Below are 19,436 nucleotides of genomic sequence, written 5' to 3' on the forward strand. Positions count from 1 at the left end.
CTGCGTCACCGTACCGCCGGGGCCACCGCGCGGCCGGGTTCGTGCTGCTGTCGGACGGACGGGCTCACGGGCGGTCCGGCGGGTTGTCGCCGTGTGCCTCGGTCTCGATCCCCTCCGCCTCGATGCGCTCCTTGCGGACCTGGCCGCGCACGGTCTCCTCCTCGGTGTGCTCGTCCGTGGTCAGCCGGACCCGTTCCACCGGCACGGACTCGGTCTCCACCACGGGACGTTCCTCGTGCAGGGTGACCTCGTGCTCGGCCTCGCTGATCTCGGGCCCGGAGAGGGCGGCGTCGCGGTTGGCCTCGGTGATGGGCTCGCGCTCGATGCGTGCCTGCTCCTTCCGCACGGGCACGGTCTGCTCGACGTCCTCGGTGACCACGTACTTGCGCAGTCGGGCCCGTCCGGTCTCGCGCCGCTCGACGCCGACGTGCATCTGCTCCTCGGAGCGGGTCATCGCGTCGCCGGAGGCGGTCGTGGCGTCTCCGGCGGTGCGGCCCGCGCCGTAGCCGGTGTCCGCCTCGCCCGGACGCATGCCCGGAGCGGCGCCGGGTACCGTGCCGGCCGCCGCGGCGGTGCCGGTACCGGCGGCCCAGCCGCTCTGACCGCTCTGACCGCTCTGACCGGAGGTGTCGTCGCCGAGGACGCTGTCCCAGTCGATGCCGTAGTAGTCGTACAGGCGGTGCTCCTCGGACTCCGAGAGGTGCCCGCCCGAGTCGACGTCGACGCTGGGTGCGCCCTTGATCCGGTCCTTGGCGTAGGGGACCTCGATGTGGTCCTCCACCATCGAGGCCTCGCGGATCGGCACGAACGACTCGCTCGAGCCGAAGAGGCCGGTCTTGACCGTCACCCATTCGGGACGCCCGGTCATGTCGTCGAAGAAGACGTGCTTGGCTTCGCCGATCTTGTGACCCTCCCCGTCATAGACGGGGTGGTCCAGCACATTTCTGATCTCTTCCCGGGCGATCATGGCATCGCCCTCCCTTCCATGGACGGCTTCTGGGTTCCGAGTCACCTCCCCACTGGACAGGAAACGGACAAATGCCCAGATTCCTCTTGCCGGTTCGGCTCCGCCGCGCGTCCCGGCGTCGCCCCGCCGGGGTCGGGCCACGGCTGGGCGGCCAGGGCCAGTGACCGGCGATCGGCGTGGGCGCCCGGCCGGAGCACGGCACGCACCTCGACCTCGGCCACCAGTCCGCGCGCGGTGACCACCCGCCACAGCGAGGCGAGCAGGGAGTCCTCGCCGACGAACGCGGGAACGGTGGTGGCTCCGCCCCCGGTCAGCCGGTAGTGGATGCGGACGGGCTGGACGGGCACCCCCGCGTCCAGGGCGGCCTGGAAGACGGCCCGGCGGAAGGTGCCCTGCGCCCGGCCGCACCAGGTGCTGCCCTCGGGGAAGACGCCGACGGCCGCCCCCGAGCGCAGCACCCCCGCGACCTGGGCGACCGTGCCCGGCAGGGTCCGCAGCCGGTCACGGTCGATGAACAGGACGCCGCCGCGGGCGGCCAGCGGGCCCGCGACGGGCCACCGCCGTATCTCGGTCTTGGCGATCATCCGGGCCGGGCGGACCATGGCCAGCAGCGGGATGTCCAGCCACGAGATGTGGTTGGCGACCAGCAGCAGGCCGCCGTCGGGCACGGCGCCGCCGGTGACCTGCGGCCTGACCCCGGCGGCCCGCACGATGGCCCGGGTCCACCGTCGCACCAGTGCGGCCGGGACGCCGCCTCCGACGGGCAGCAGCGCGATCCCGGCCAGCAGCAGCACGGTCACCGCCACGAGCCGCAGCACGGCCCGCGGTACGGCGGTGCGGGAACCCGTCCCCTCCACGCACGCCCGCGGGGTGCAGGGCGCGCCGGGCAGCCAGACGCTCATCAGGCCGGGACGAGCGAGAGGAAGTGCCGCAGGTAGCGCGAGTTGACCTGGCGCATCGACAGCAGCACGTACAGGTCGGCGACCCCGAAGTCCGGGTCGTGGGCGGGCTCGCCGCACACCCACGCGCCGAGTCGGAGATAGCCGCGCAACAGGGCGGGCAGCTCGGTGCGGGCGGGCAGCGTCAGGTCCGGCTTCGGCACCCACGGCAGCAGCGGACGTACCCGGAACTCCTCGGGCGCCAGGTGCTTCTCCCGTACGCGGTCCCAGGTGCCGGCCGCGACGGTGCCGCCGTCGGCGAGGGGGACGGAGCAGCAGCCGGCCAGCCACTCGTGGCCGTTGTCCACCATGTAGCGGGCGATGCCGGCCCAGATGAGGCCGATGACGGCGCCGTCGCGGTGGTCGGGGTGCACGCAGGAGCGGCCGACCTCGACGAGCCCCGGGCGGATCCGGTCCAGCGGGGTCAGGTCGAACTCGCTTTCGGAGTACAGCCGCCCGGCGACCGCGGCACGCTCCGGCGGCAGCAGCCGGTAGGTGCCGACGACCTGGCCGGTGCCGGCGTCGCGCACCAGCAGGTGCTCGCAGTAGGCGTCGAAGGGGTCGGCGTCGAGGCCGGGCTCCGAGGACGTGAGCAGGGCGCCCATCTCCCCGGCGAAGACGTCGTGCCGCAGCCGCTGCGCGGCCCGCACATCGGCCTCGTCGTGGGCCAGGGTGACGGTGTAGCGGACGGGGGCCGTGGACTGCGGGGGACGATCGAGGGTGGAAACGCCGGTCATGGCTCTCTCCTGGACACGCACGAGGTGGGGACGGAGCGGTACCCCCTGTTTCTTCCGATGCCGGTTGGCGTGTACGTGACGTGTGCCAGGAGTGCGGGTGTGGGAATGCTGAATGCCTGGCGCTCCCCGGTCGCCGGAACAGCCAGACGGGGCCGGGGATGAGCACCACTCCCGGCCCCGCCCGTCCGCGCGTTTCGGCGAACGTCTTCTCGCTGCGTGCTGTGCGCTCAGCGCTTGGCCACCTTGCGCGTGGCGCGCAGCCACTCCTTGTTCATTCCGGTGATGGAGACCAGCGGGATGCCCTTCGGGCAGGCGGTGGCGCACTCGCCTGCCAGGGTGCAGCCGCCGAAGCCCTCCTCGTCCATCTGGGCCACCATGTCCAGCACCCGGGTCTCCCGCTCGGGCGCGCCCTGCGGCAGCACGTTCAGGTGGTTGATCTTGGCGGAGGTGAACAGCATCGCCGCGCCGTTGGGGCAGGCGGCCACGCAGGCGCCGCAGCCGATGCACTCGGCGTGCTCGAACGCGAAGTCGGCGTCCGGCTTGGGGACCGCGGTGGCGTGGGCCTCGGGGGCGGCGCCCGTGGGCGCGGTGATGTAGCCGCCGGCCTGGATGATCCGGTCGAAGGCCGAGCGGTCCACCACCAGGTCCTTGATCACGGGGAACGCGGACGCCCGCCACGGCTCGATGTCGATCGTGTCGCCGTCCCGGAAGGACCGCATGTGCAGCTGACAGGTGGTGGTACGTTCCGGCCCGTGCGCGTCGCCGTTGATGACGAGGGAGCACGCGCCGCAGATGCCCTCGCGGCAGTCGTGGTCGAAGGCGACCGGGTCCTCGCCCCTGAGGATGAGTTCCTCGTTGAGGGTGTCGAGCATCTCCAGGAAGGACATGTCGGAGGAGATCCCGTCCACCTCGTAGGTGGACATGGCGCCTTCGGCGTCGGCGTTCTTCTGCCGCCAGACGCGCAGGGTGAGCTTCATGCGTAGCTCCGCTGGGTGGGGTGGACGTACTCGAAGACCAGGTCTTCCTTGTGCAGGACGGGTGCGTCGCCGGTGCCGGTGAACTCCCAGGCGGCCGCGTACGCGAACTCCTCGTCCCGGCGGGCGGCCTCGCCGTCCGGGGTCTGGCTCTCCTCGCGGAAGTGGCCGCCGCAGGACTCGGCGCGGTGCAGCGCGTCGAGACACATCAGCTCGGCCAGTTCCAGGTAGTCGACGACGCGGTTCGCCTTCTCCAGCGACTGGTTGAACTCCTCGCCGGTGCCGGGGACCTTGATGCGCCGCCAGAACTCCTCGCGGATCTGCGGGATCCGTTCGAGGGCCTTGCGCAGGCCGGAGTCGGTGCGGGCCATGCCGCAGAACTCCCACATCAGTTCGCCGACCTCGCGGTGGAAGGAGTCGGGCGTGCGGTCGCCGTCGACGGACAGCAGCAGGTTGAGGCGGTCCTGGGTCTCCGCCAACACCTCCTGCACGACGGGGTGCTCGTCGCTCACCTCGCTCTGCCGCGGGTTGCGGGCGAGGTAGTCGTTGATGGTGGCGGGCAGCACGAAGTAGCCGTCTGCCAGGCCCTGCATCAGCGCGGACGCGCCGAGCCGGTTGGCGCCGTGGTCGGAGAAGTTGGCCTCGCCGATCGCGAACAGGCCGGGGACGGTGGTCTGGAGGTCGTAGTCGACCCACAGGCCACCCATCGTGTAGTGCACGGCGGGATAGATCCGCATCGGCACCTGGTACGGATCCTCGTCGGTGATCCGCTGGTACATGTCGAAGAGGTTGCCGTACTTGGCCTCGACGGCCGCGCGGCCCATCCGCTCGATCGCGTCCGCGAAGTCGAGGTAGACGCCCTGACCGCCGGGTCCGACGCCCCTGCCCTCGTCGCAGACGTTCTTCGCGGCGCGGGAGGCGATGTCACGCGGGACGAGGTTGCCGAAGGCGGGGTAGATCCGCTCCAGGTAGTAGTCGCGCTCGTCCTCGGGGATCCGGTTCGGCGGCCGGTCGTCGCCCTTGGCCTTCGGCACCCAGATGCGGCCGTCGTTGCGCAGCGACTCGCTCATCAGCGTCAGCTTGGACTGGTGGTCGCCGGTGCGCGGGATGCAGGTCGGATGGATCTGCGTGAAACACGGGTTCGCGAGATAGGCGCCACGCCGGTGCGCCCGCCAGATCGCGGTGGCGTTGGAGTTCATGGCGTTCGTCGACAGGTAGAAAACGTTTCCGTAACCACCGCTGGCGAGTACGACGGCGTCCGCGAAGTAGGTGTCGATCCGACCGGTGATCAGGTCCCGCGCCACGATCCCGCGCGCGCGTCCGTCGACGACGATCAGGTCGAGCATCTCGGTGCGCGGGTGCATCTCGACGTTGCCGGCGGCGATCTGCCTGCTGAGGGCCTGGTAGGCGCCGAGCAGTAGTTGCTGGCCCGTCTGGCCGCGGGCGTAGAAGGTGCGGGACACCTGGACGCCGCCGAAGGAGCGGGTGTCGAGGAGGCCGCCGTACTCCCGGGCGAAGGGCACGCCCTGCGCCACGCACTGGTCGATGATCTCGACGGATATCTGCGCGAGGCGGTGGACGTTGGACTCCCGGGCCCGGAAGTCGCCGCCCTTGACGGTGTCGTAGAACAGCCGGTGGACGGAGTCGCCGTCGTTGCGGTAGTTCTTCGCCGCGTTGATGCCGCCCTGGGCGGCGATCGAGTGGGCGCGGCGCGGGGAGTCCTGGTAGCAGAACTGGACGACGTGGTAGCCCTGTTCGGCGAGGGTGGCGCCGGCGGAGCCGCCCGCCAGGCCGGTGCCGACGACGATGACGGTGTGCTTGCGCCGGTTGGCCGGGTTGACCAGCTTGGCCTCGAAGCGGCGCGTGTCCCAGCGCTCGGCGATCGGCCCGGCGGGGGCCTTGGCGTCGACGACGGGCTCGCCGGTCGTGTAGTCCGCGTAGGAAGTCATGTTCAGCTCACCACTCCGGTCATGACGCCCACGGGTACGGCGATGAAGCCGGCCGTGAGCAGCAGCGCGAGGACGTCGGCGACGGTCTTGAGGGCGCGGTCGCGGGTGCGGCTGCCGGCGCCCAGGGTCTGTGCGGCGCTCCAGAAGCCGTGCCGGACGTGCAGGCCGACGGCGAGCATCGCGACGATGTAGATGACGTTGCCGTACCAGGTGGAGAAGGTGTCCACGACGTTCTGGTACGGCCGGCCCTCCTGGAAGCCGCCTGAGTGCACGGTGCCGGTCGTCAGTTCCAGGACGTGCCAGACGATGAACAGGCCGAGGATGATCCCGCCCCAGCGCATGGTGCGCGTCGCATAGCTGGCCCGCGCCTTCTTGTGGACGTACTTGCTCGGGCGTGCCTTGATGCCGCGGCGGCTGAGCTGGTAGGCGGACACGGCGTGCGCGACCGCCGCGACGACCAGCACGACGCGAATCAGCCACAGCGTCCACTCGTAGTGCATGAACGGCTCGCCGACCGTGCGCAGCCAGTGCGCGTAGTGGTTGAACTCGCCCGGCCCGAAGAAGATCTTCAGGTTGCCGATCATGTGGGCGACCAGGTACAGCAGCATGATCAGGCCGCTGACGGCCATCACTGTCTTCTTGCCGACGGAGGAGTCCCACACCGTGCGCGCCATGGACGTCCGTCGGTCCGTCCGCGTTGCCAGAGCCATGGAACAGGACGCTAGGCCCCAACGACCCCATCAGTCCAAGACATGGTCCGGCTCGTTTCCATAGCGAACACCTATCATGGCTGTATGCAGTTCCAGCAGCTCCAGTACTTCGTGGCGGTCGCCGAGACCCGGCACTTCACCCGGGCCGCCGAGCTGGTCCATGTCGCGCAGCCCTCGCTGTCCCAGCAGATCAAGGCGCTGGAACGGGAGTTGGGGGCCGACCTGTTCCAGCGGGCACGCGGCAACATCACGCTCACCGACGCCGGCGAGGCGCTGCTGCCGCTGGCCCGCCGGATCCTCGCGGACACGGAGACGGCCCGGTACGAGGTGCAGGAACTGGCGCAGCTGCGCAGCGGGCGGGTGCGGCTGGGCGCGACGCCGAGCCTGTGCACCGGCCTGCTGCCGGACGTCCTGCGGGCCTTCCACGACCGCTACCCCGGCATCCGGCTGCTGATCGAGGAGGGCGGCTCGCACGACCTGGTGCGGGAGCTCGCCCGCGGCGCGCTCGACCTCGCCCTGGTGGTGCTCCCGCTGCCCACCCCCTCCCCCGCCCTGACGACGGTGGAGCTGCTGCGGGAGGACCTGGTGGTGGTGTCCTCGCCGGAGGCACCCCGGCCGGGACACGGCCGGCGGACCGTGCGGATCGCCGACCTGGAGGGCGAACGCCTGGTGATGTTCCGGCACGGCTACGACCTGCGCGAGCTGACCGTCGCCGCGTGCCGCTCCGCCGGGTTCGAGCCCGACTTCGCGGTGGAGGGCGGGGAGATGGACGCGGTGCTGGGGTTCGTGCGGGCGGGGCTGGGCATGGCCGTCGTGCCGCGCATGGTCGCCGCGCGGTCGGGGCAGGGGCTGCGGGTCACTCCGTTGGCTCGGCCGGGGCTGCATCGGGCGATCGCGCTGGCGCATCGTAGTGATGTGGCTCCGCCACGGGCGGCTCGGGAGTTGCAGCGGATGTTGTTGGAGCGGTGAGGGTGGCTGCGCCGCTTGGGCGGGACCGGGGCGGTGGTGGGGGGGCGTCGTCGTCCCGGGCTGCGGCGCCGTCGTGGCCGGGCGCACAGTTCCCCGCGGGTGCGCCGTGCAAACGTGCGGCGGCGTCGTGGCCGGGCGCGCAGTTCCCCGCGCCCCTGGGTGGGCTGTCGGCCGCGGTGATTATCGGCCGAGGAGATCGGGTGCGCCGTGCAAACGTGCGGCGCCGTCGTGGCCGGGCGCGCAGTTCCCCGCGCCCTCAAGGTGGGCTGTTGTCAGGGGAGGTCGGGGGGATCGGGGTGGCTTGGTGGTAGTACATGCGCCAGCCTGTTCGAGGGGCCTGCTTGCGCCACAGGGAGGTGCGGTGGGCTCGGTGGCCGGCGAAGGTGGTGGTGTAGGTGAGGTGGATCAGGCCGGGGGCCAGGAGTACGCCCCTGATCGCCGAGGGCTCGTAGCGGGGGCCCGTCGGGGAGCTGCCGGGATGGTCGGGGAGTTCGGCCACCGTTTCGGCGTACGTGTAGCGGCGGCCGGAGGCGCCCACCTCGGTGAACTCGGGGTCGAGCAGGCGGGCCGTCTCGGTGCGGGAGGAGCGGACGGCGGGGTCCATGAGGCTCAGTTCGCCCGCGATCGCCGCGGCCACGTCGTCTGATTCCTGGGTCACCCGCACATGATCGCGCGTGCCCCGGCCCCTCCCGCAACCGAGTTGTGCCGTCACCCCGTGGCGTCCACCAGCGCCAGCTCGTGCAGGCGGTCCGGCGGGCCGGGGCGGGCGTAGTACCAGCCCTGAGCCGTGTCGCAGCCCAGTATGCGCAGTTGCTCGGCCTGAGCACCGGTCTCCACGCCCTCGACCGTGACCGCGAGGTCCAGGCTGTGGGCGAGCGAGACGATCCCCTCGACGATCTTGAGGTCGACGGGGTCGGCCGGGAACTGCTGCATGCTCTGGGTGAAGGAGCGGTCCAGCTTGAGGACACTCACCGGCAGCCGGCGCAGGTTGGCAAGGTTGGAGTAACCGGTTCCGAAATCGTCCAAGGCGATGTCGACGCCCATCTCGGCGAGCCGGCGCAGCGGCTTGAGGAGATCGTCGTCGGCGCCGATCAGAGCCGACTCGGTGACCTCCAGGCAGAGCGCCTCGGGCGAGACGCCCGCGCGTTCCAGGATGTCGACGGTGTCCTGCACCAGCCCGGGGTGGGTGAGCTGGCACGGCGAGAGGTTGACGTTGATGCGCAGCGGACCCGGCTCGCCCCGGCGCTCGCGCCAGTCGCGGGCCTGGCGCACGGACTGCTCCAGGACCCAGCGGCCCAGCGGCACGATCAGCCCGGTGTGTTCGGCGAGCGGGATGAACCGGTCGGGGCCGAGCACGCCGTGCTGGGGGTGCAGCCAGCGCACCAGGGCCTCGGCGCCGCGCACGCTGCCGTCGCCGAGGTGGACGAGCGGCTGGTACTCGATGAAGAACTCGCCCCGCTCCAACGCGGCCGGCAGGGCAGTCGTCAGACCGTGACGGGTGATGGCGCGGGCGTCGGCCTCGGGGTCGGCCAGCTCGAAGCGGTTGCCGCCCGCCGACTTGGCCCGGTACATGGTGATGTCGGCGCTGCGCAGCACCTCGGCGGGGCTGCGCTCCCCCGCCGGGCCCTCCACGATGCCGATACTGCCGCGCACGGTCAGTTCGCGCCCCTCGATGCGCACGGGCGCGACCAGGGCGTTCATGATGCGTGCGGCGAGGTCGTCGACCTCGCGGTGCGTGTCGGGGCCGGTGGTCAGCGCCACGAACTCGTCACCGCCGAGCCGGGCGACCATCTCGCCGGGCGCGGTCGCGCAGGACTGGAGGCGGTCGGCGACCTCGACGAGCAGCCGGTCGCCGGCCGCGTGCCCGAGGCTGTCGTTGATGGTCTTGAAGCCGTCCAGATCCAGGTAGCACAGGCCGAAGCGCTGGCCCTCCCCGGCGGCCAGGACCTTCTCCAGACGTTCGAAGAACAGGGTGCGGTTGGGCAGGCCGGTGAGCGCGTCGTGGGTGGCCTCGTACCGCAGCCGGAGGTTGAGCAGCCGACGCTCGGTGGTGTCCTCCATGAGCGCCAGCTGGTACTGCGGCTGCCCGTCGGCGTCCCGCAGCAGCGAGACCGTCAGATTGGTCCACAGGACCGTTCCGTCGGGGCGGTAGAACGCCTTCTCGACGTGGTAGTGCTCGCGTTCGCCGCGGACCAGCTCGTCGTAGAGCCGCCAGACCTGGGGCGCGTCGTCGGCGTGCGTCCACTCGCTGACGTTGCGCCCGCGCACCGCCTGCTCGCCGCCGCCGAACATGCGCACCAGCGCCCCGTTGACCTGGAGGATGTTGCCCTCCAGGTCGGCGATGCCGATTCCTATCGCGGCGCCCTCGAAGACCGCGCGGAAGCGGGCCTCGCTGGCGTGCAGCGCCTGCGCCACCACCCCCTGGGCCCGCAACGCGGCCTGGGCGATGGCCTCCTGCTCGGCCAGCGTGCGCTCGCGCAGCGCCTGCGCGAACCCGGCGGCCATGGCGTGCTGGAGCCGGGAGCAGCGGGTGCGCAGGTCCTCCTGGGGTCCGTCCTCACCGCAGTAGAGCACCAGGTAGGCGTCGACGCAGTCCAGGCTGCGGGCGAGGGCGTCCGGGTCGGTGCAGTGGGCCCCGACGAGGGCGGCCCCGACCGCCTTGGGCGCCTCCGCGTCGAAACTCCTGGCGCGCAGCGCCTCGCTCAACCGCCGGGCCAGCGGAAGGAGTTGCTCCTCGAGCTCCGGCCGGGTCAGCGACGTGGAGGTGACCGGGAACACCGCCCGGCTCCAGATCGTCGCGAACCGCCGCAGTCTGTCCTCCGGCCCGTCCGGCTCGGCGGTCACGAAGTGCGCCCCACGCCCGCGAAACCGGAGAAGGCATACGGATCCTCGTCCTCCGGTGCCGTCTCCGGCCGCCAGTGCGGCATCGGCACCAGTCCCGGTTCCACCATGTCGTACCCCTCGAAGAACCGCGCGATCTCGTCACGCGAGCGCATGACCAGCGGGTTGCGAATGTCCTTGTACACGTCCACCGCGCCCTCGGCCCGCTCGGGCGGCAGCGGGATTCCCTCGTACGAGGCGTGCGTGAGGACGAGCAGGCTACCGGGCGCGAGCGCGGCGGTCAGCTCGGCCACCGCAGCGTACGGGTCGTCCCTGTCTTCCACGAAGTGCAGTATGGCAACGAGGAGCAGTGCCACGGGCCGCTCCAGGTCTATCAGTTCTTCCACCGACGGGCTGGCGAGGAGGTCCCGCGGCTTGAGCAGATCCGCGGCGACGACGCCGGCGTCCGCGTTGCCCTCCAGCACCACCTGGCTGTGCGCGACGGCGACCGGGTCGTGGTCGACGTAGACGACGCGGGCGCCGGGCCGGGCTGCCTGGGCCACCTCGTGGACGTTGCCGAAGGTCGGGATGCCCGAACCGATGTCCAGGAACTGGGTGATGCCCGCGTCGGCCGCGTAGCGCACCGCGCGGCGCATGAACGCCCGGTTCGCCTGCATGATCTTGGGAAGTCCCGGCATGAACTCCATGGCCTTGCGGGCCGCTTCCCGGTCGACCTCGAAGTTGTGCGAACCGCCCAGGTAGTAGTCGTAGATCCGCGAGACACTGGGCACGGAGATGTCGATGCTCCGTGGGGCCCAGGCGGGACGTTCCATCTGTCTCTCCAAGGCGTAGGCGATCCGGTGTTCGAGCAGAGGCTACTGATCGCCCGCCAACAGGGCGAGCGGAAACGGAAATTGACCGTCCGTTCCCGGTCACTGCCTGCGGCACGTGCCGAAATGACATACCGGAAAGTGCCCAAGAAAAGTACTCGATGTGACACAGCACAGGGGTCCGCCCCCTCCGTGCGGCGCGGAGGGGGCGGACCGGGGGTCGGACGAGCCGTCGCAGGAGCGGGGATCAGCCCTGGGGAGGTGATCTCTACTGCTCGGGCGCGCCGACCAGCTTGCCGTCGGGGGCCACGGCGTACCAGGTGCCGCCGACGCCCTGACCGTTGATGTCCCCGGGGGCCTTGTCACCGGAGAAGGTGTAGATCGGCGAGCAGTTGACCGTCATCTGCTTGATGCCGTCGGGCCGGGCGAAGCTCATCAGGCCCTTCTTCTGGACACCCTGGGTGTCGTTGGTGGCGACCGGGGCGACGGCCGGCCACTTCTCCAGGCAGGCGCCGAGGCACTCGGTCACCGGCTTCGGCCACGCCTGGTCCTTGACGAAGCGGTAGACCGTCATGCCGTTCTTGTCGACGACGATGTCGCCGAGGTTGGGGTCCTTGCGCACGGACAGGCCGGGCGCGGCGGAGGCCGACTTGGCCTTCTTGCCGTCGGGGGCCAGCGCGAACCACTTGCCGCCGACGCCCTGGCCGTTGGTGTCACCGGCGTTGGTGTCCTTGGCGTAGCGGTACACCGGCCAGCCGTCGACGGTCAGCTGCTTGCTGCCGTCGGAGCGGGTGACCTCACCGAGCAGCGACTTGTCGATGCCGTCGCCGGCCGTGGCGTCGTCGGCCGGCACGGGCGGCCAGGTCGTCGCGCAGTCGCCGTCACAGTTGGACTTGGGCGGTTCCGCGGTGTCCGCGTCGAAGCGGTACAGCGTCATGCCGGCGGCGTCGATCAGCACCTTGCCCAGCTCCGCGTCCGCGGAGACGGCCAGCTGGCCCGCCGTACCGGCCTGGGCGGCGCCGCCCGCTCCGACGGCCGCCGGAGCACTGGCACTGGGGCTGGTGCCCGCGCCGACACCTCCGTAGCCGCTGCCCACGCCGGCGACGGTGCCGGCCGGGGCAGTGACACCCACGTTCTGGCTGGACGCCGCGGTACCGCCTTCCTGACCGCACGCCGTCGTCAGCGCCAGAACAGACACAGCGCTCGCCACGAGTGAGGCGCTCCGCCAGGAGGTCTTCATCTTCAACTCCCCGATCATCCCAAGGGTGTTGCAGCGCCCTGCTGCGCCGCCGCACAGCCATGGGTACGCACGCCGGGGGTCGTTGTGTTCAAACGCGGCACGAAATTCTTTTCGCCGCCTGTGCCGCCGCCCGCTTCGGGCCGCCCGCCCGGTCACCTGCTCGCGTCACCCGCCCGACCACCCGCACACGAGTACGCGCAGCCGGACGTACGAACGCACGCCGGACAAACCCGGGGGAGCGAGCTTCCCCCATTCGGGGCAATCACCCCCGCACGCGGGTATGTGTCCGCGCGCAAGGCCCCATGATCTCGTCGTGCATGGATCCGAATCGACCCGATCCGCCCTCGTGACCAGGGCGTTGGCCCTGGTGACCGTGGCCTGGATCCTCATGGCCGCGCCGGCCGGGACGGCCGAGGCCGACGCCTGTGCGTACGCCTCGACGGGCCCGGACGGCACCGAGGCGGTGGCGGTCGCGGGGAACCCCGGGTGGCCGGCCCCGCCGGGGTGCCCGACACCGACGCCGCCGAAGCCCGAGCCCCCGCCCCCACCGAAGCCGACGCCACCCCCGCCGAAACCGACGCCACCCCCGCCGAAGCCGACGCCGCCTCCGCCGCCACCGAAGCCCACGGCCAAGCCGCCGTCGAAGCCGCCTTCGTCGCCGGCCCCGCCGCCCCGGGCACGACCTGAGCCACCGCCCGCGCCCGCACCCCCGAAGCCCGCGGCACCCCTGCCGCCCCCGCCCCCCGCACCCGCGCCGGCCCCGAAGCCGACCCCCGCCCCCACGCCCACCCCGCCGCCCGAGCCCACGCCGCGGCCGTCCGTGTCACCCGTGAGCTACCCGGCGTACCACGCGCAGCCGCGCCGCGCGCCCGTCCGGCACCACCAGTCGCCGGTCACCTACGTCCTGCTCATCACCGCGCCCGCGATCATCGCCGTCGCCGCGCTGCGGCCCCGCTGACGCCCCTCCAGGAGGCATCTCTTGCCGGAATGGCTTGTTCTCACCCTCGCGATGCTCGCCGCGTGCGCGGTGGTGGTCGCCGTCACCTTCGTCCGGCACCGCACCGCGTCCGAGGACGAGGACCCGTCCGAGACCCCGGACGTCATCGAGTACATGACCATGTGGATCGGCGTGGTGTACGCCATCGTCCTGGGCCTGGCGATCGCCGGTGTCTGGGAGGCCCGCAGCGTCGCCCAGGACCACGTCCAGGCGGAGGCCCAGTCCCTGCACGAGATCTCGGAGCGGGTACGGGTCTACCCGGTCGGCGTCCGCGACCGCGTCCGGGGAGACATCGACGCCTACGTCTCGCACGTCGTCACCACCGAGTGGAAGGCCATGGCCGACAAGGGCGAGGTGACCGAGCGCGGGGACGAACTCCTGGAACGGCTCCGCGTCGACCTCACCGACTACCGGCCCGCGTCCGACTTCGAGGCACAGGCCTATCAGCCTCTCCTCGACCAGATGGCCACCGCCGACCAGGCCCGCAACAGCCGGGCCGGCTCGACCGGGGCGACCATGCCCGGCGTGGTGTGGTTCGGGCTCCTCGCCGGTGCCGTCATCACCGTCGGCATGGTCTTCGCGCTCCAGATCCGCCGCACCACCCGGGAGCTGATCCTGGCGGGGCTGTTCTCCGCGCTGATCGCTTTCCTGCTGTTCCTGATCTGGGACTTCGACGCGCCCTACAGCCGGGGCATCACCGCCTCGGCCGAGCCCTTCCTGCATCTGTTCCCCGACGCCAAGGACTGAGCACACCGGCCGGGGCGACGGCGGGCGACACGCCGACACCGTCCCCCGGTCGAGGGAACGCCGTCCCCTCTCCGGCCCACCCCGTTGCCCCATTCGCGCGACAGGGATCGCGGGAGCGCGCACGTGTTCCTAGCGTTTCGGTCATCGAGGTGCATTTATGGCGCAAGCGGAAAACACCGCGGCTGCTCCTCGGAAACCGGAGGAAACACCATGCACGCCATACGCGTCGCTTCGGCCGCACTGCTGGGTGCCTGCGCCCTGACCGTCTCCACGCCGCCCGCCGTCGCCGCGGAACGCGAGGTCACCCCGTTCGGCTTCAGCGTGCTGCCGTCGACGATCGTGGCGGGCGGCCGGGTCACCCTCCAGATCGACCGGAGCAACGGCGGCTGCGCGGGCGCGGTCACCGTCACCTCGGGGATCTTCGACTCGGTGCACATCGCCGCGCACCGCTCATCGGCCACGACGACGGTCGACCACGACGTCGAGGTGGGCGCGGTGTACCAGGTGACGTTCACCTGTGACGGCGTCAGCGGGTCCACCGGACTCAGCGTCGCCGGCCTCCGCCCGGCCTCCCCCACGCCGGTGCCCTACCCGGTCCCGCGCGGGGTGCGGGCCGGTGCGGGCGGGACCGTCGCAGGGCTCGACATCAGGGAGATCGGGCTCGGCGCGGCGCTCATCGCCGGGTCGGTCGGCGCGGCGTACCACTTCTCCCGGCGGCGCTCCGGCGAGGACGGCGCCTGACCGCGGCCGAACGGCAGGCCTTCGCCCCGGTCCCTTCCCGGAAGGGACCGGGGCGAAGGCCTGTGACGTGCGGTGTCCGTGCTCCGCAGGGTGGGAAGCCGAAGTCGGGCGGGGTCAGGCGCGGCGTTCGGCGCGCCGGCGCATCCAGAACACGCCTCCGCCGATGACGGCCGCGGCCACCAGTCCCCCGCCGATGGCCACGTCGGTCGGGGTGGCACCGCTGGAGCTGCTGCCGCCGAGACCGCCGCGGACACCACCGATGACGGTGAACGCGGTGGGGTTGGTGAGGGTACGGCCGTTGCAGTTGACGGTGATGCTGTGCGAGCCGGGGCGCGCGTTGCTGTTGACCGTCGCGGTGCCCTGCGCCGTGTTGTTGGCGCCGTTGACGGGCTTGAGGTGGGTCGTGGGGAAGGCGTCCGAACTCATGGTGCCGCCGCCCCGGCAGCCGTCGACGGTGACGGTCAGCCGGCCGCCGCGGGCGACGACGCTGGGCAGCGCGACGATGTTGCTCGGGGAGATCGCCCCGTTGCCACCACCGTTGCCACCGCCATTGTTCCCGCCGTTGTTACCGTGGTTCCCGTTGTTGTTGCCGTTACCGCCGTTGTTGTTGCCGTTACCGCCGTTGTTGTTGCCGTTACCGCCGTTGTTGTTCCCGTTGCCGCCGTTGTTGTTGCCGTTGCCGCCGTTGTTGTTCCCGTTACCGCCGTTGTTGTTTCCGCCCCAGTTGTTGTTGTCCGGGCGGCCCCCGCCGTTGTTGTTTCCGGGGTCCACCCAGTTGTTGTCGTTCTGACTGCCCGGGTTGGGCGGCATACCGTCCGCGACGGCCACGGGGGCGGCGAGCCCGAGGACGGCGACCGCTGTGGCCGCGGCCGCCAGGGCGCGTGTGTTTCGCATGTGATCCTCCGCGGAAGGCGCCCCGGGGCCCGTCCCCGGTCTGTCGGCGAGAGAACGCCTCCCGTATCGACCCTCAGATGCCCTGCACGCGCCCGCATTTCGGGAATGGTCCGTCCTGGTGAGAGGACACGCCGAGGGAAATGCGCGCAATCGGATATCGCCGCAGGTCACGGACCGTCAGAAAATTCCTGCGCGTGGCAACTCGGATGGCGGACCGAGAGACGCGCGGGCCACCCGTTCGCCGCTGCCCCGTCGCCGGTTTCCGTTGCGGGACTTAGCGTTCTCGTATGCGCGAAAGGACGTGGCGACGGCCGCGTCGAAAGGGGATGGCGAATGTCTGGGTACGAGCTGTCCGGAACGGCGGAAGAGGAGGAGCGGCCGAAGAAGCGCGCCCCTTGGGGCGTGATAGCGCTTGTTCTGCTGACCGGTCTCGCACTCATCCGGAATGGTTCGGGGGAGTTCGACGCCGGCCCGCCGCAGCCCGCCTCGGCGGCCGCCGCCGACGCCCGCGCGGCCCAGGGCACCTTCGGCAAGGCCGCCCAGCCTTTGCCGTTCTCGGAGCCCGATCGGGTCCGGATCCCCGCCATCCAGGTCGACGCCCCGGTCATGCAGGTCGGCCTGGACACGGACGGCTGGGTCGGGGCGCCGCCCCCGGAGGACCCGAATCTGGCCGGTTGGTTCACCGGCGCCGTCTCCCCCGGTGAGAAGGGGACCGCGGTCGTCGTCGGCCATGTCGACAACATGCAGGGACCTGCCGTGTTCTACGGCCTCGGCGCCCTGAAGAAGGGAAACCACGTCGAGGTGGCCCGCCGGGACGGCAAGACCGCGGTGTTCGAGATCTACGGCATCGAGGTCTTCGAGAAGAACAACTTCCCCGGCGACCGCGTCTACGCCTCCAAGGGCTCCCCCGAACTCCGGGTCATCACCTGCGGTGGCGGTTTCTCCAAGGCAAACGGTTACGACGGCAATGTGGTCGCCTTCGCCCGCCTGATCGAGGTCCGCTGAACGGACCCCGGCCGGGTGGGCGAACGCCCCACCGGGTCGTCGCCGGCCGGAGCCCCCGGGGCGGGTCCGGCCGGTGCTCGAAACCGAACGAGAGGCCTAGGCGCGCTGTCGCTGCGGCACTGTGATGTGGTAGCCCGAGTCCAGGAGTTGGGGCAGGTAGCGGCGCAGGGCCCGCACGCTCTGGGTCCGGTCGCCGCCGGCGTCGTGCGAGAGGACGACGACGCCGGGGGCGGCACCGTTCTCGACCCGGTCGACGATGGTGTCGGTGCCGGGGGAGGTCCAGTCGAGGGTGTCGACCGTCCAGGCCAGGGATTCCATGCCGAGTTCGGAGCCGAGTTGGAAGGCGGCGCGGTTCCAGGCGCCGTAGGGGGCGCGGAACCAGCGGGGCCGTTCTCCGTAAGCGTTTTCGATGACCTCGCTGGTGCGGGTCATCTCGGAGCGGATCTGACGGCGGGTGAGCTTGGTGAGCAGGGGGTGGGACCAGGTGTGGTTGCCGACGGTGTGCCCCTCGTCGGCCATCCGGGCCAGCAGTTCGGGGTGGTAGGCGGCCATCTCCCCGCACACGAAGAACATCGCGGGGACGTCGTACTCGGCGAGGGTGTCGAGGATGCCCGGGGTGTAGCGGGGGTCGGGGCCGTCGTCGAAGGTCAGCACCATGGTGCGGCCGCGTCCGGTGATCCGCAGCAGCGGTTCGCTCCGCACGGGGATGCGGGCGGCGGCCCTGCGCTGTGGGCCGTAGCCGGTCAGGGGCTGGAGGCGGTAGGCGGAGGAGTTCGCCGGGAGGCGGTGCGCGGGCGCGCCGGCCGCCGGGGCACCGGTGCGGACCGGTGTCCCGCCGCCCGTCCCCCACGCGAACAGAGAGGCCGTGCCGGCCGCGCCGACGGCGGCGGCGCCGGCGATCAACGCCCCGCGCCGCGTGAACAACTGATCCTTCTGCATGAGTCATCAGTCGCCCGGCAGGCCCCCGACGCACCACGACAACACCGCCCCGGCGGCATGAATCCACCCGCTCGGCGCAGCGGCTGACTTCCGGGCCGGGTCGGCGGCGGTGGCGTACCAGGGAAGGGGGAGCGTTGCGAGGGCACCGAAGAAGGTCGCGGGTGGCCCGCTCGGCGGCGCGACCTGCGGCTTCCGATAGCCTCTCGCCGTGACGGAACAGCACCCCTCCCCGTTCGAACGGGGCACGGACGGCCCGAAGGTCATCGTGGTCGGCGTGGACGGCTCCGACTCCTCGCTGCGGGCCGCGGCCTACGCCGGCGGCCTGGCCCGGCGCCAGCGCGCCCTGCTCGCGGTGGTGTACGTGCAGCCGGTGATGACGGCGGGCGCGGCGCTCGGGGCGCCGGTGGCGGAGGCGACCGACGAGATCGCCCAGGACATCGTGGCGCAGATCCGGGAGGGCACCGAGCGGTCCCGGGGGATATTCGACGTGCGCTGGGAGTTCCACACCTTCCACGGAGACCCGTACAACGGGCTGGTGAAGGCCGCGGACCAGCTGAAGGCCGACGCGGTGGTGGTGGGCGCCTCGGAGCAGGCCGGCCACCGGATCGTGGGGTCTGTCGCGGTACGGCTGGTGAAGGCGGGGCGCTGGCCGGTGACCGTGGTGCCGTAGCAGCCCCCGCCCTGGGTTCCCACCCGCCGGGCGGTCTACTCCCCCGTCACCAGTCCGTCCTGCGCTGCCCCGCGGCTGAGCACGAGGTCGCGGATGCGGTCGCGTACGCCCTGTACGTCGGCGCCCTGGGCGAGGGCCTTGTCGAGGTCGACGACGCGGCCCGCGTCGAGGTCGAACAGTTCGGGGACGAAGGCGGCCTTCGTCACCTCCCAGCGGGCGCCGGGCCGGGCGGGTGGGGCGAAGGTGAAGCGGGCGACGCTGGACTGGTTGGCGCGCGGGTCGACGACTCCGGCGCGGGTCGGCGTCCCGCCGGCCACCTGGTCGCCCAGGCCGTAGACGACCCAGGTGCCGTTGACCTTCTCGTACGCCTGGGGGACGTGGGCGTGGCCGCCCAGGATGAGGTCGATGTCGGGGCGGCCGCCGGTGCGGGAGGCGGTGAGGGTCCGGGCGAGGCCGAGCTGCCGGTCGTCCGGGGCGTCCTGCCACTCCGTGCCCCAGTGCAGGGAGACGACGACCACGTCGGCGCCGGCCCGGCGGGCGTTCCTGGCATCGGCGACGATCTTGTTCTCGTCGATCAGGGAGACCGCCCAGGGCTGTCCCTCGGGGAGCGGCACGCCGTCGGTGTCATACGTGTACGCGAGGTGGGCGACCTTCGCGGCGCCCGCGCGCAGGAGGGGGACGACGGCGGCCTCGGCCGCGGAGCGGGCGGTGCCGGTGTGCCGTACGCCGGTGCCGTCGAGGGCGTCCAGGGTGCGGCGCACGCCGTCGGGGCCGGAGTCGAGGCTGTGGTCGGAGGCGGTGGAGCAGCCGTCGTAACCGGTGGCGGCGAGGGCGGCGGCGAGCTGGGGCATGGAGGTGGCGGCCGGGTCGGCGGCGGAGTGGACGGTCACCAGGTGACACAGCGCCAGGTCGGCACCGGCGACCACGGGTTGGATGCCCGCGAGCATCGGGCCGAAGTCGTACCCGTTGCCGCCCGCGTCGAAGCGGGCCCGGTCGATGACCGAGGCGTGCGGGAGGATGTCACCCGTGGCCACGAGGGTGAAGCCGCGGCTCGCCGAGGGGGCCGGGCGGCCGGAGGCGGTTTCACGGTCGTGGGCCTGGCAGGCCGCGGCCGCGGCGAGGAGGGCCGTCAGGGCCAGGGCCACCTGGTGTCTGCGCGCGATCACCGAATCACCCCGTTTCGATGTAAATTCATATTTACGCACGTATCACTACTAATCCATGAGCGACGGAGTACGGCCCCGGCGCTCCCGGCACCGGGTCGGATGCGCGCGATCGGCGTAGCCCGGACCGTTCGTCGAACCGTTCG

The 19,436-nt window shown here is 71.8% G+C and carries 19 protein-coding genes and 1 pseudogene; 7 read left to right on the forward strand and 13 right to left on the reverse strand.

Features of this window, described 5'->3' with window-relative positions:
• Positions 1–64: 64 nt before the first annotated feature.
• The 6 genes from ACFWJX_RS19315 to ACFWJX_RS19340 all read right to left on the reverse strand — a co-directional run bounded on the left by ACFWJX_RS19315 (position 65) and on the right by ACFWJX_RS19340 (position 6,239).
• A complete protein-coding gene (locus ACFWJX_RS19315) occupies positions 65–967 on the reverse strand; it encodes a DUF2382 domain-containing protein (RefSeq protein WP_383244333.1) in 903 nt (300 codons plus the stop codon).
• 41 nt (positions 968–1,008) lie between these two features.
• A complete protein-coding gene (locus ACFWJX_RS19320) occupies positions 1,009–1,869 on the reverse strand; it encodes a lysophospholipid acyltransferase family protein (protein WP_383244335.1) in 861 nt (286 codons plus the stop codon).
• Positions 1,869–2,642 (reverse strand): GNAT family N-acetyltransferase, encoded by a 774-nt coding sequence (locus ACFWJX_RS19325; RefSeq protein WP_383244338.1) that lies wholly within the window; start codon positions 2,640–2,642, stop codon positions 1,869–1,871. The genes ACFWJX_RS19320 and ACFWJX_RS19325 overlap by 1 nt, the downstream gene beginning before the upstream one ends.
• Positions 2,643–2,869: 227 nt before the next feature.
• On the reverse strand, positions 2,870–3,619 hold the full coding sequence (locus ACFWJX_RS19330; protein WP_383244341.1) for a succinate dehydrogenase/fumarate reductase iron-sulfur subunit: 750 nt from the start codon (positions 3,617–3,619) through the stop codon (positions 2,870–2,872).
• The gene (locus ACFWJX_RS19335; RefSeq protein ID WP_383244344.1) at positions 3,616–5,565 is read right to left on the reverse strand and encodes a fumarate reductase/succinate dehydrogenase flavoprotein subunit; all 1,950 of its coding nucleotides are present in this window, start codon (positions 5,563–5,565) and stop codon (positions 3,616–3,618) included. Before ACFWJX_RS19335 ends, ACFWJX_RS19330 begins: the two co-directional genes overlap by 4 nt.
• Before the next feature lie 2 nt (positions 5,566–5,567).
• Complete coding sequence (locus tag ACFWJX_RS19340) at positions 5,568–6,239, reverse strand: succinate dehydrogenase (protein WP_383245011.1); 672 nt, start codon at positions 6,237–6,239, stop codon at positions 5,568–5,570.
• Between the two features lie 120 nt (positions 6,240–6,359).
• Here ACFWJX_RS19340 and ACFWJX_RS19345 point away from each other — a divergent pair, with 120 nt between their 5' ends.
• Positions 6,360–7,244: a LysR family transcriptional regulator gene (locus ACFWJX_RS19345; RefSeq protein ID WP_383244347.1), complete on the forward strand. Its 885-nt coding sequence runs from the start codon at positions 6,360–6,362 to the stop codon at positions 7,242–7,244.
• A 256-nt stretch (positions 7,245–7,500) separates the two neighbouring features.
• Here the strand turns inward: ACFWJX_RS19345 and ACFWJX_RS19350 are convergent, their stop codons facing one another.
• The 4 genes from ACFWJX_RS19350 to ACFWJX_RS19365 all read right to left on the reverse strand — a co-directional run bounded on the left by ACFWJX_RS19350 (position 7,501) and on the right by ACFWJX_RS19365 (position 12,134).
• A complete protein-coding gene (locus tag ACFWJX_RS19350) occupies positions 7,501–7,902 on the reverse strand; it encodes a DUF4440 domain-containing protein (RefSeq protein WP_383244350.1) in 402 nt (133 codons plus the stop codon).
• A gap of 50 nt (positions 7,903–7,952) precedes the next feature.
• Positions 7,953–10,088: a putative bifunctional diguanylate cyclase/phosphodiesterase gene (locus ACFWJX_RS19355; protein WP_383244353.1), complete on the reverse strand. Its 2,136-nt coding sequence runs from the start codon at positions 10,086–10,088 to the stop codon at positions 7,953–7,955.
• A complete protein-coding gene (locus tag ACFWJX_RS19360; RefSeq protein ID WP_383244356.1) occupies positions 10,085–10,897 on the reverse strand; it encodes an SAM-dependent methyltransferase in 813 nt (270 codons plus the stop codon). The genes ACFWJX_RS19355 and ACFWJX_RS19360 overlap by 4 nt, the downstream gene beginning before the upstream one ends.
• Positions 10,898–11,162: 265 nt before the next feature.
• The gene (locus tag ACFWJX_RS19365) at positions 11,163–12,134 is read right to left on the reverse strand and encodes an SCO0930 family lipoprotein (protein WP_383244359.1); all 972 of its coding nucleotides are present in this window, start codon (positions 12,132–12,134) and stop codon (positions 11,163–11,165) included.
• 486 nt (positions 12,135–12,620) lie between these two features.
• Between ACFWJX_RS19365 and ACFWJX_RS19370 the strand changes: the two genes are divergently transcribed.
• The 4 genes from ACFWJX_RS19370 (at position 12,621) to ACFWJX_RS19385 (ending at position 14,619) form a co-directional block, all read left to right on the forward strand.
• Positions 12,621–12,821, forward strand: a complete 201-nt coding sequence (locus ACFWJX_RS19370; RefSeq protein ID WP_383244361.1) for a hypothetical protein — start codon at positions 12,621–12,623, stop codon at positions 12,819–12,821.
• A 142-nt stretch (positions 12,822–12,963) separates the two neighbouring features.
• A complete protein-coding gene (locus ACFWJX_RS19375) occupies positions 12,964–13,092 on the forward strand; it encodes a hypothetical protein (protein ID WP_383244364.1) in 129 nt (42 codons plus the stop codon).
• A 21-nt stretch (positions 13,093–13,113) separates the two neighbouring features.
• Complete coding sequence (locus ACFWJX_RS19380) at positions 13,114–13,878, forward strand: hypothetical protein (protein ID WP_383244367.1); 765 nt, start codon at positions 13,114–13,116, stop codon at positions 13,876–13,878.
• 210 nt (positions 13,879–14,088) lie between these two features.
• Positions 14,089–14,619: a hypothetical protein gene (locus tag ACFWJX_RS19385; protein WP_383244370.1), complete on the forward strand. Its 531-nt coding sequence runs from the start codon at positions 14,089–14,091 to the stop codon at positions 14,617–14,619.
• A 114-nt stretch (positions 14,620–14,733) separates the two neighbouring features.
• Here ACFWJX_RS19385 and ACFWJX_RS19390 read toward each other — a convergent pair.
• Positions 14,734–15,135: pseudogene (locus tag ACFWJX_RS19390) on the reverse strand (hypothetical protein); the annotation flags it as partial.
• A gap of 711 nt (positions 15,136–15,846) precedes the next feature.
• Between ACFWJX_RS19390 and ACFWJX_RS19395 the strand changes: the two are divergent.
• A complete protein-coding gene (locus ACFWJX_RS19395; protein ID WP_383244372.1) occupies positions 15,847–16,518 on the forward strand; it encodes a class F sortase in 672 nt (223 codons plus the stop codon).
• A 96-nt stretch (positions 16,519–16,614) separates the two neighbouring features.
• Here ACFWJX_RS19395 and ACFWJX_RS19400 read toward each other — a convergent pair whose 3' ends face one another.
• Positions 16,615–17,457: a polysaccharide deacetylase family protein gene (locus ACFWJX_RS19400; protein ID WP_383244375.1), complete on the reverse strand. Its 843-nt coding sequence runs from the start codon at positions 17,455–17,457 to the stop codon at positions 16,615–16,617.
• Positions 17,458–17,665: 208 nt separating this feature from the next.
• Here ACFWJX_RS19400 and ACFWJX_RS19405 point away from each other — a divergent pair, with 208 nt between their 5' ends.
• On the forward strand, positions 17,666–18,127 hold the full coding sequence (locus ACFWJX_RS19405) for a universal stress protein (RefSeq protein ID WP_383244378.1): 462 nt from the start codon (positions 17,666–17,668) through the stop codon (positions 18,125–18,127).
• A gap of 35 nt (positions 18,128–18,162) precedes the next feature.
• Here the strand turns inward: ACFWJX_RS19405 and ACFWJX_RS19410 are convergent, their stop codons facing one another.
• Positions 18,163–19,293 carry a CapA family protein gene (locus ACFWJX_RS19410; RefSeq protein WP_383244381.1) on the reverse strand — a complete coding sequence of 377 codons (1,131 nt, stop codon included), beginning with the start codon at positions 19,291–19,293 and terminating at the stop codon, positions 18,163–18,165.
• Positions 19,294–19,436: the final 143 nt, after the last annotated feature.

It is taken from the genome of Streptomyces sp. NPDC058335 (genome assembly GCF_042723915.1).
In the GTDB taxonomy this organism is placed as follows: Bacteria; Actinomycetota; Actinomycetes; order Streptomycetales; family Streptomycetaceae; genus Streptomyces.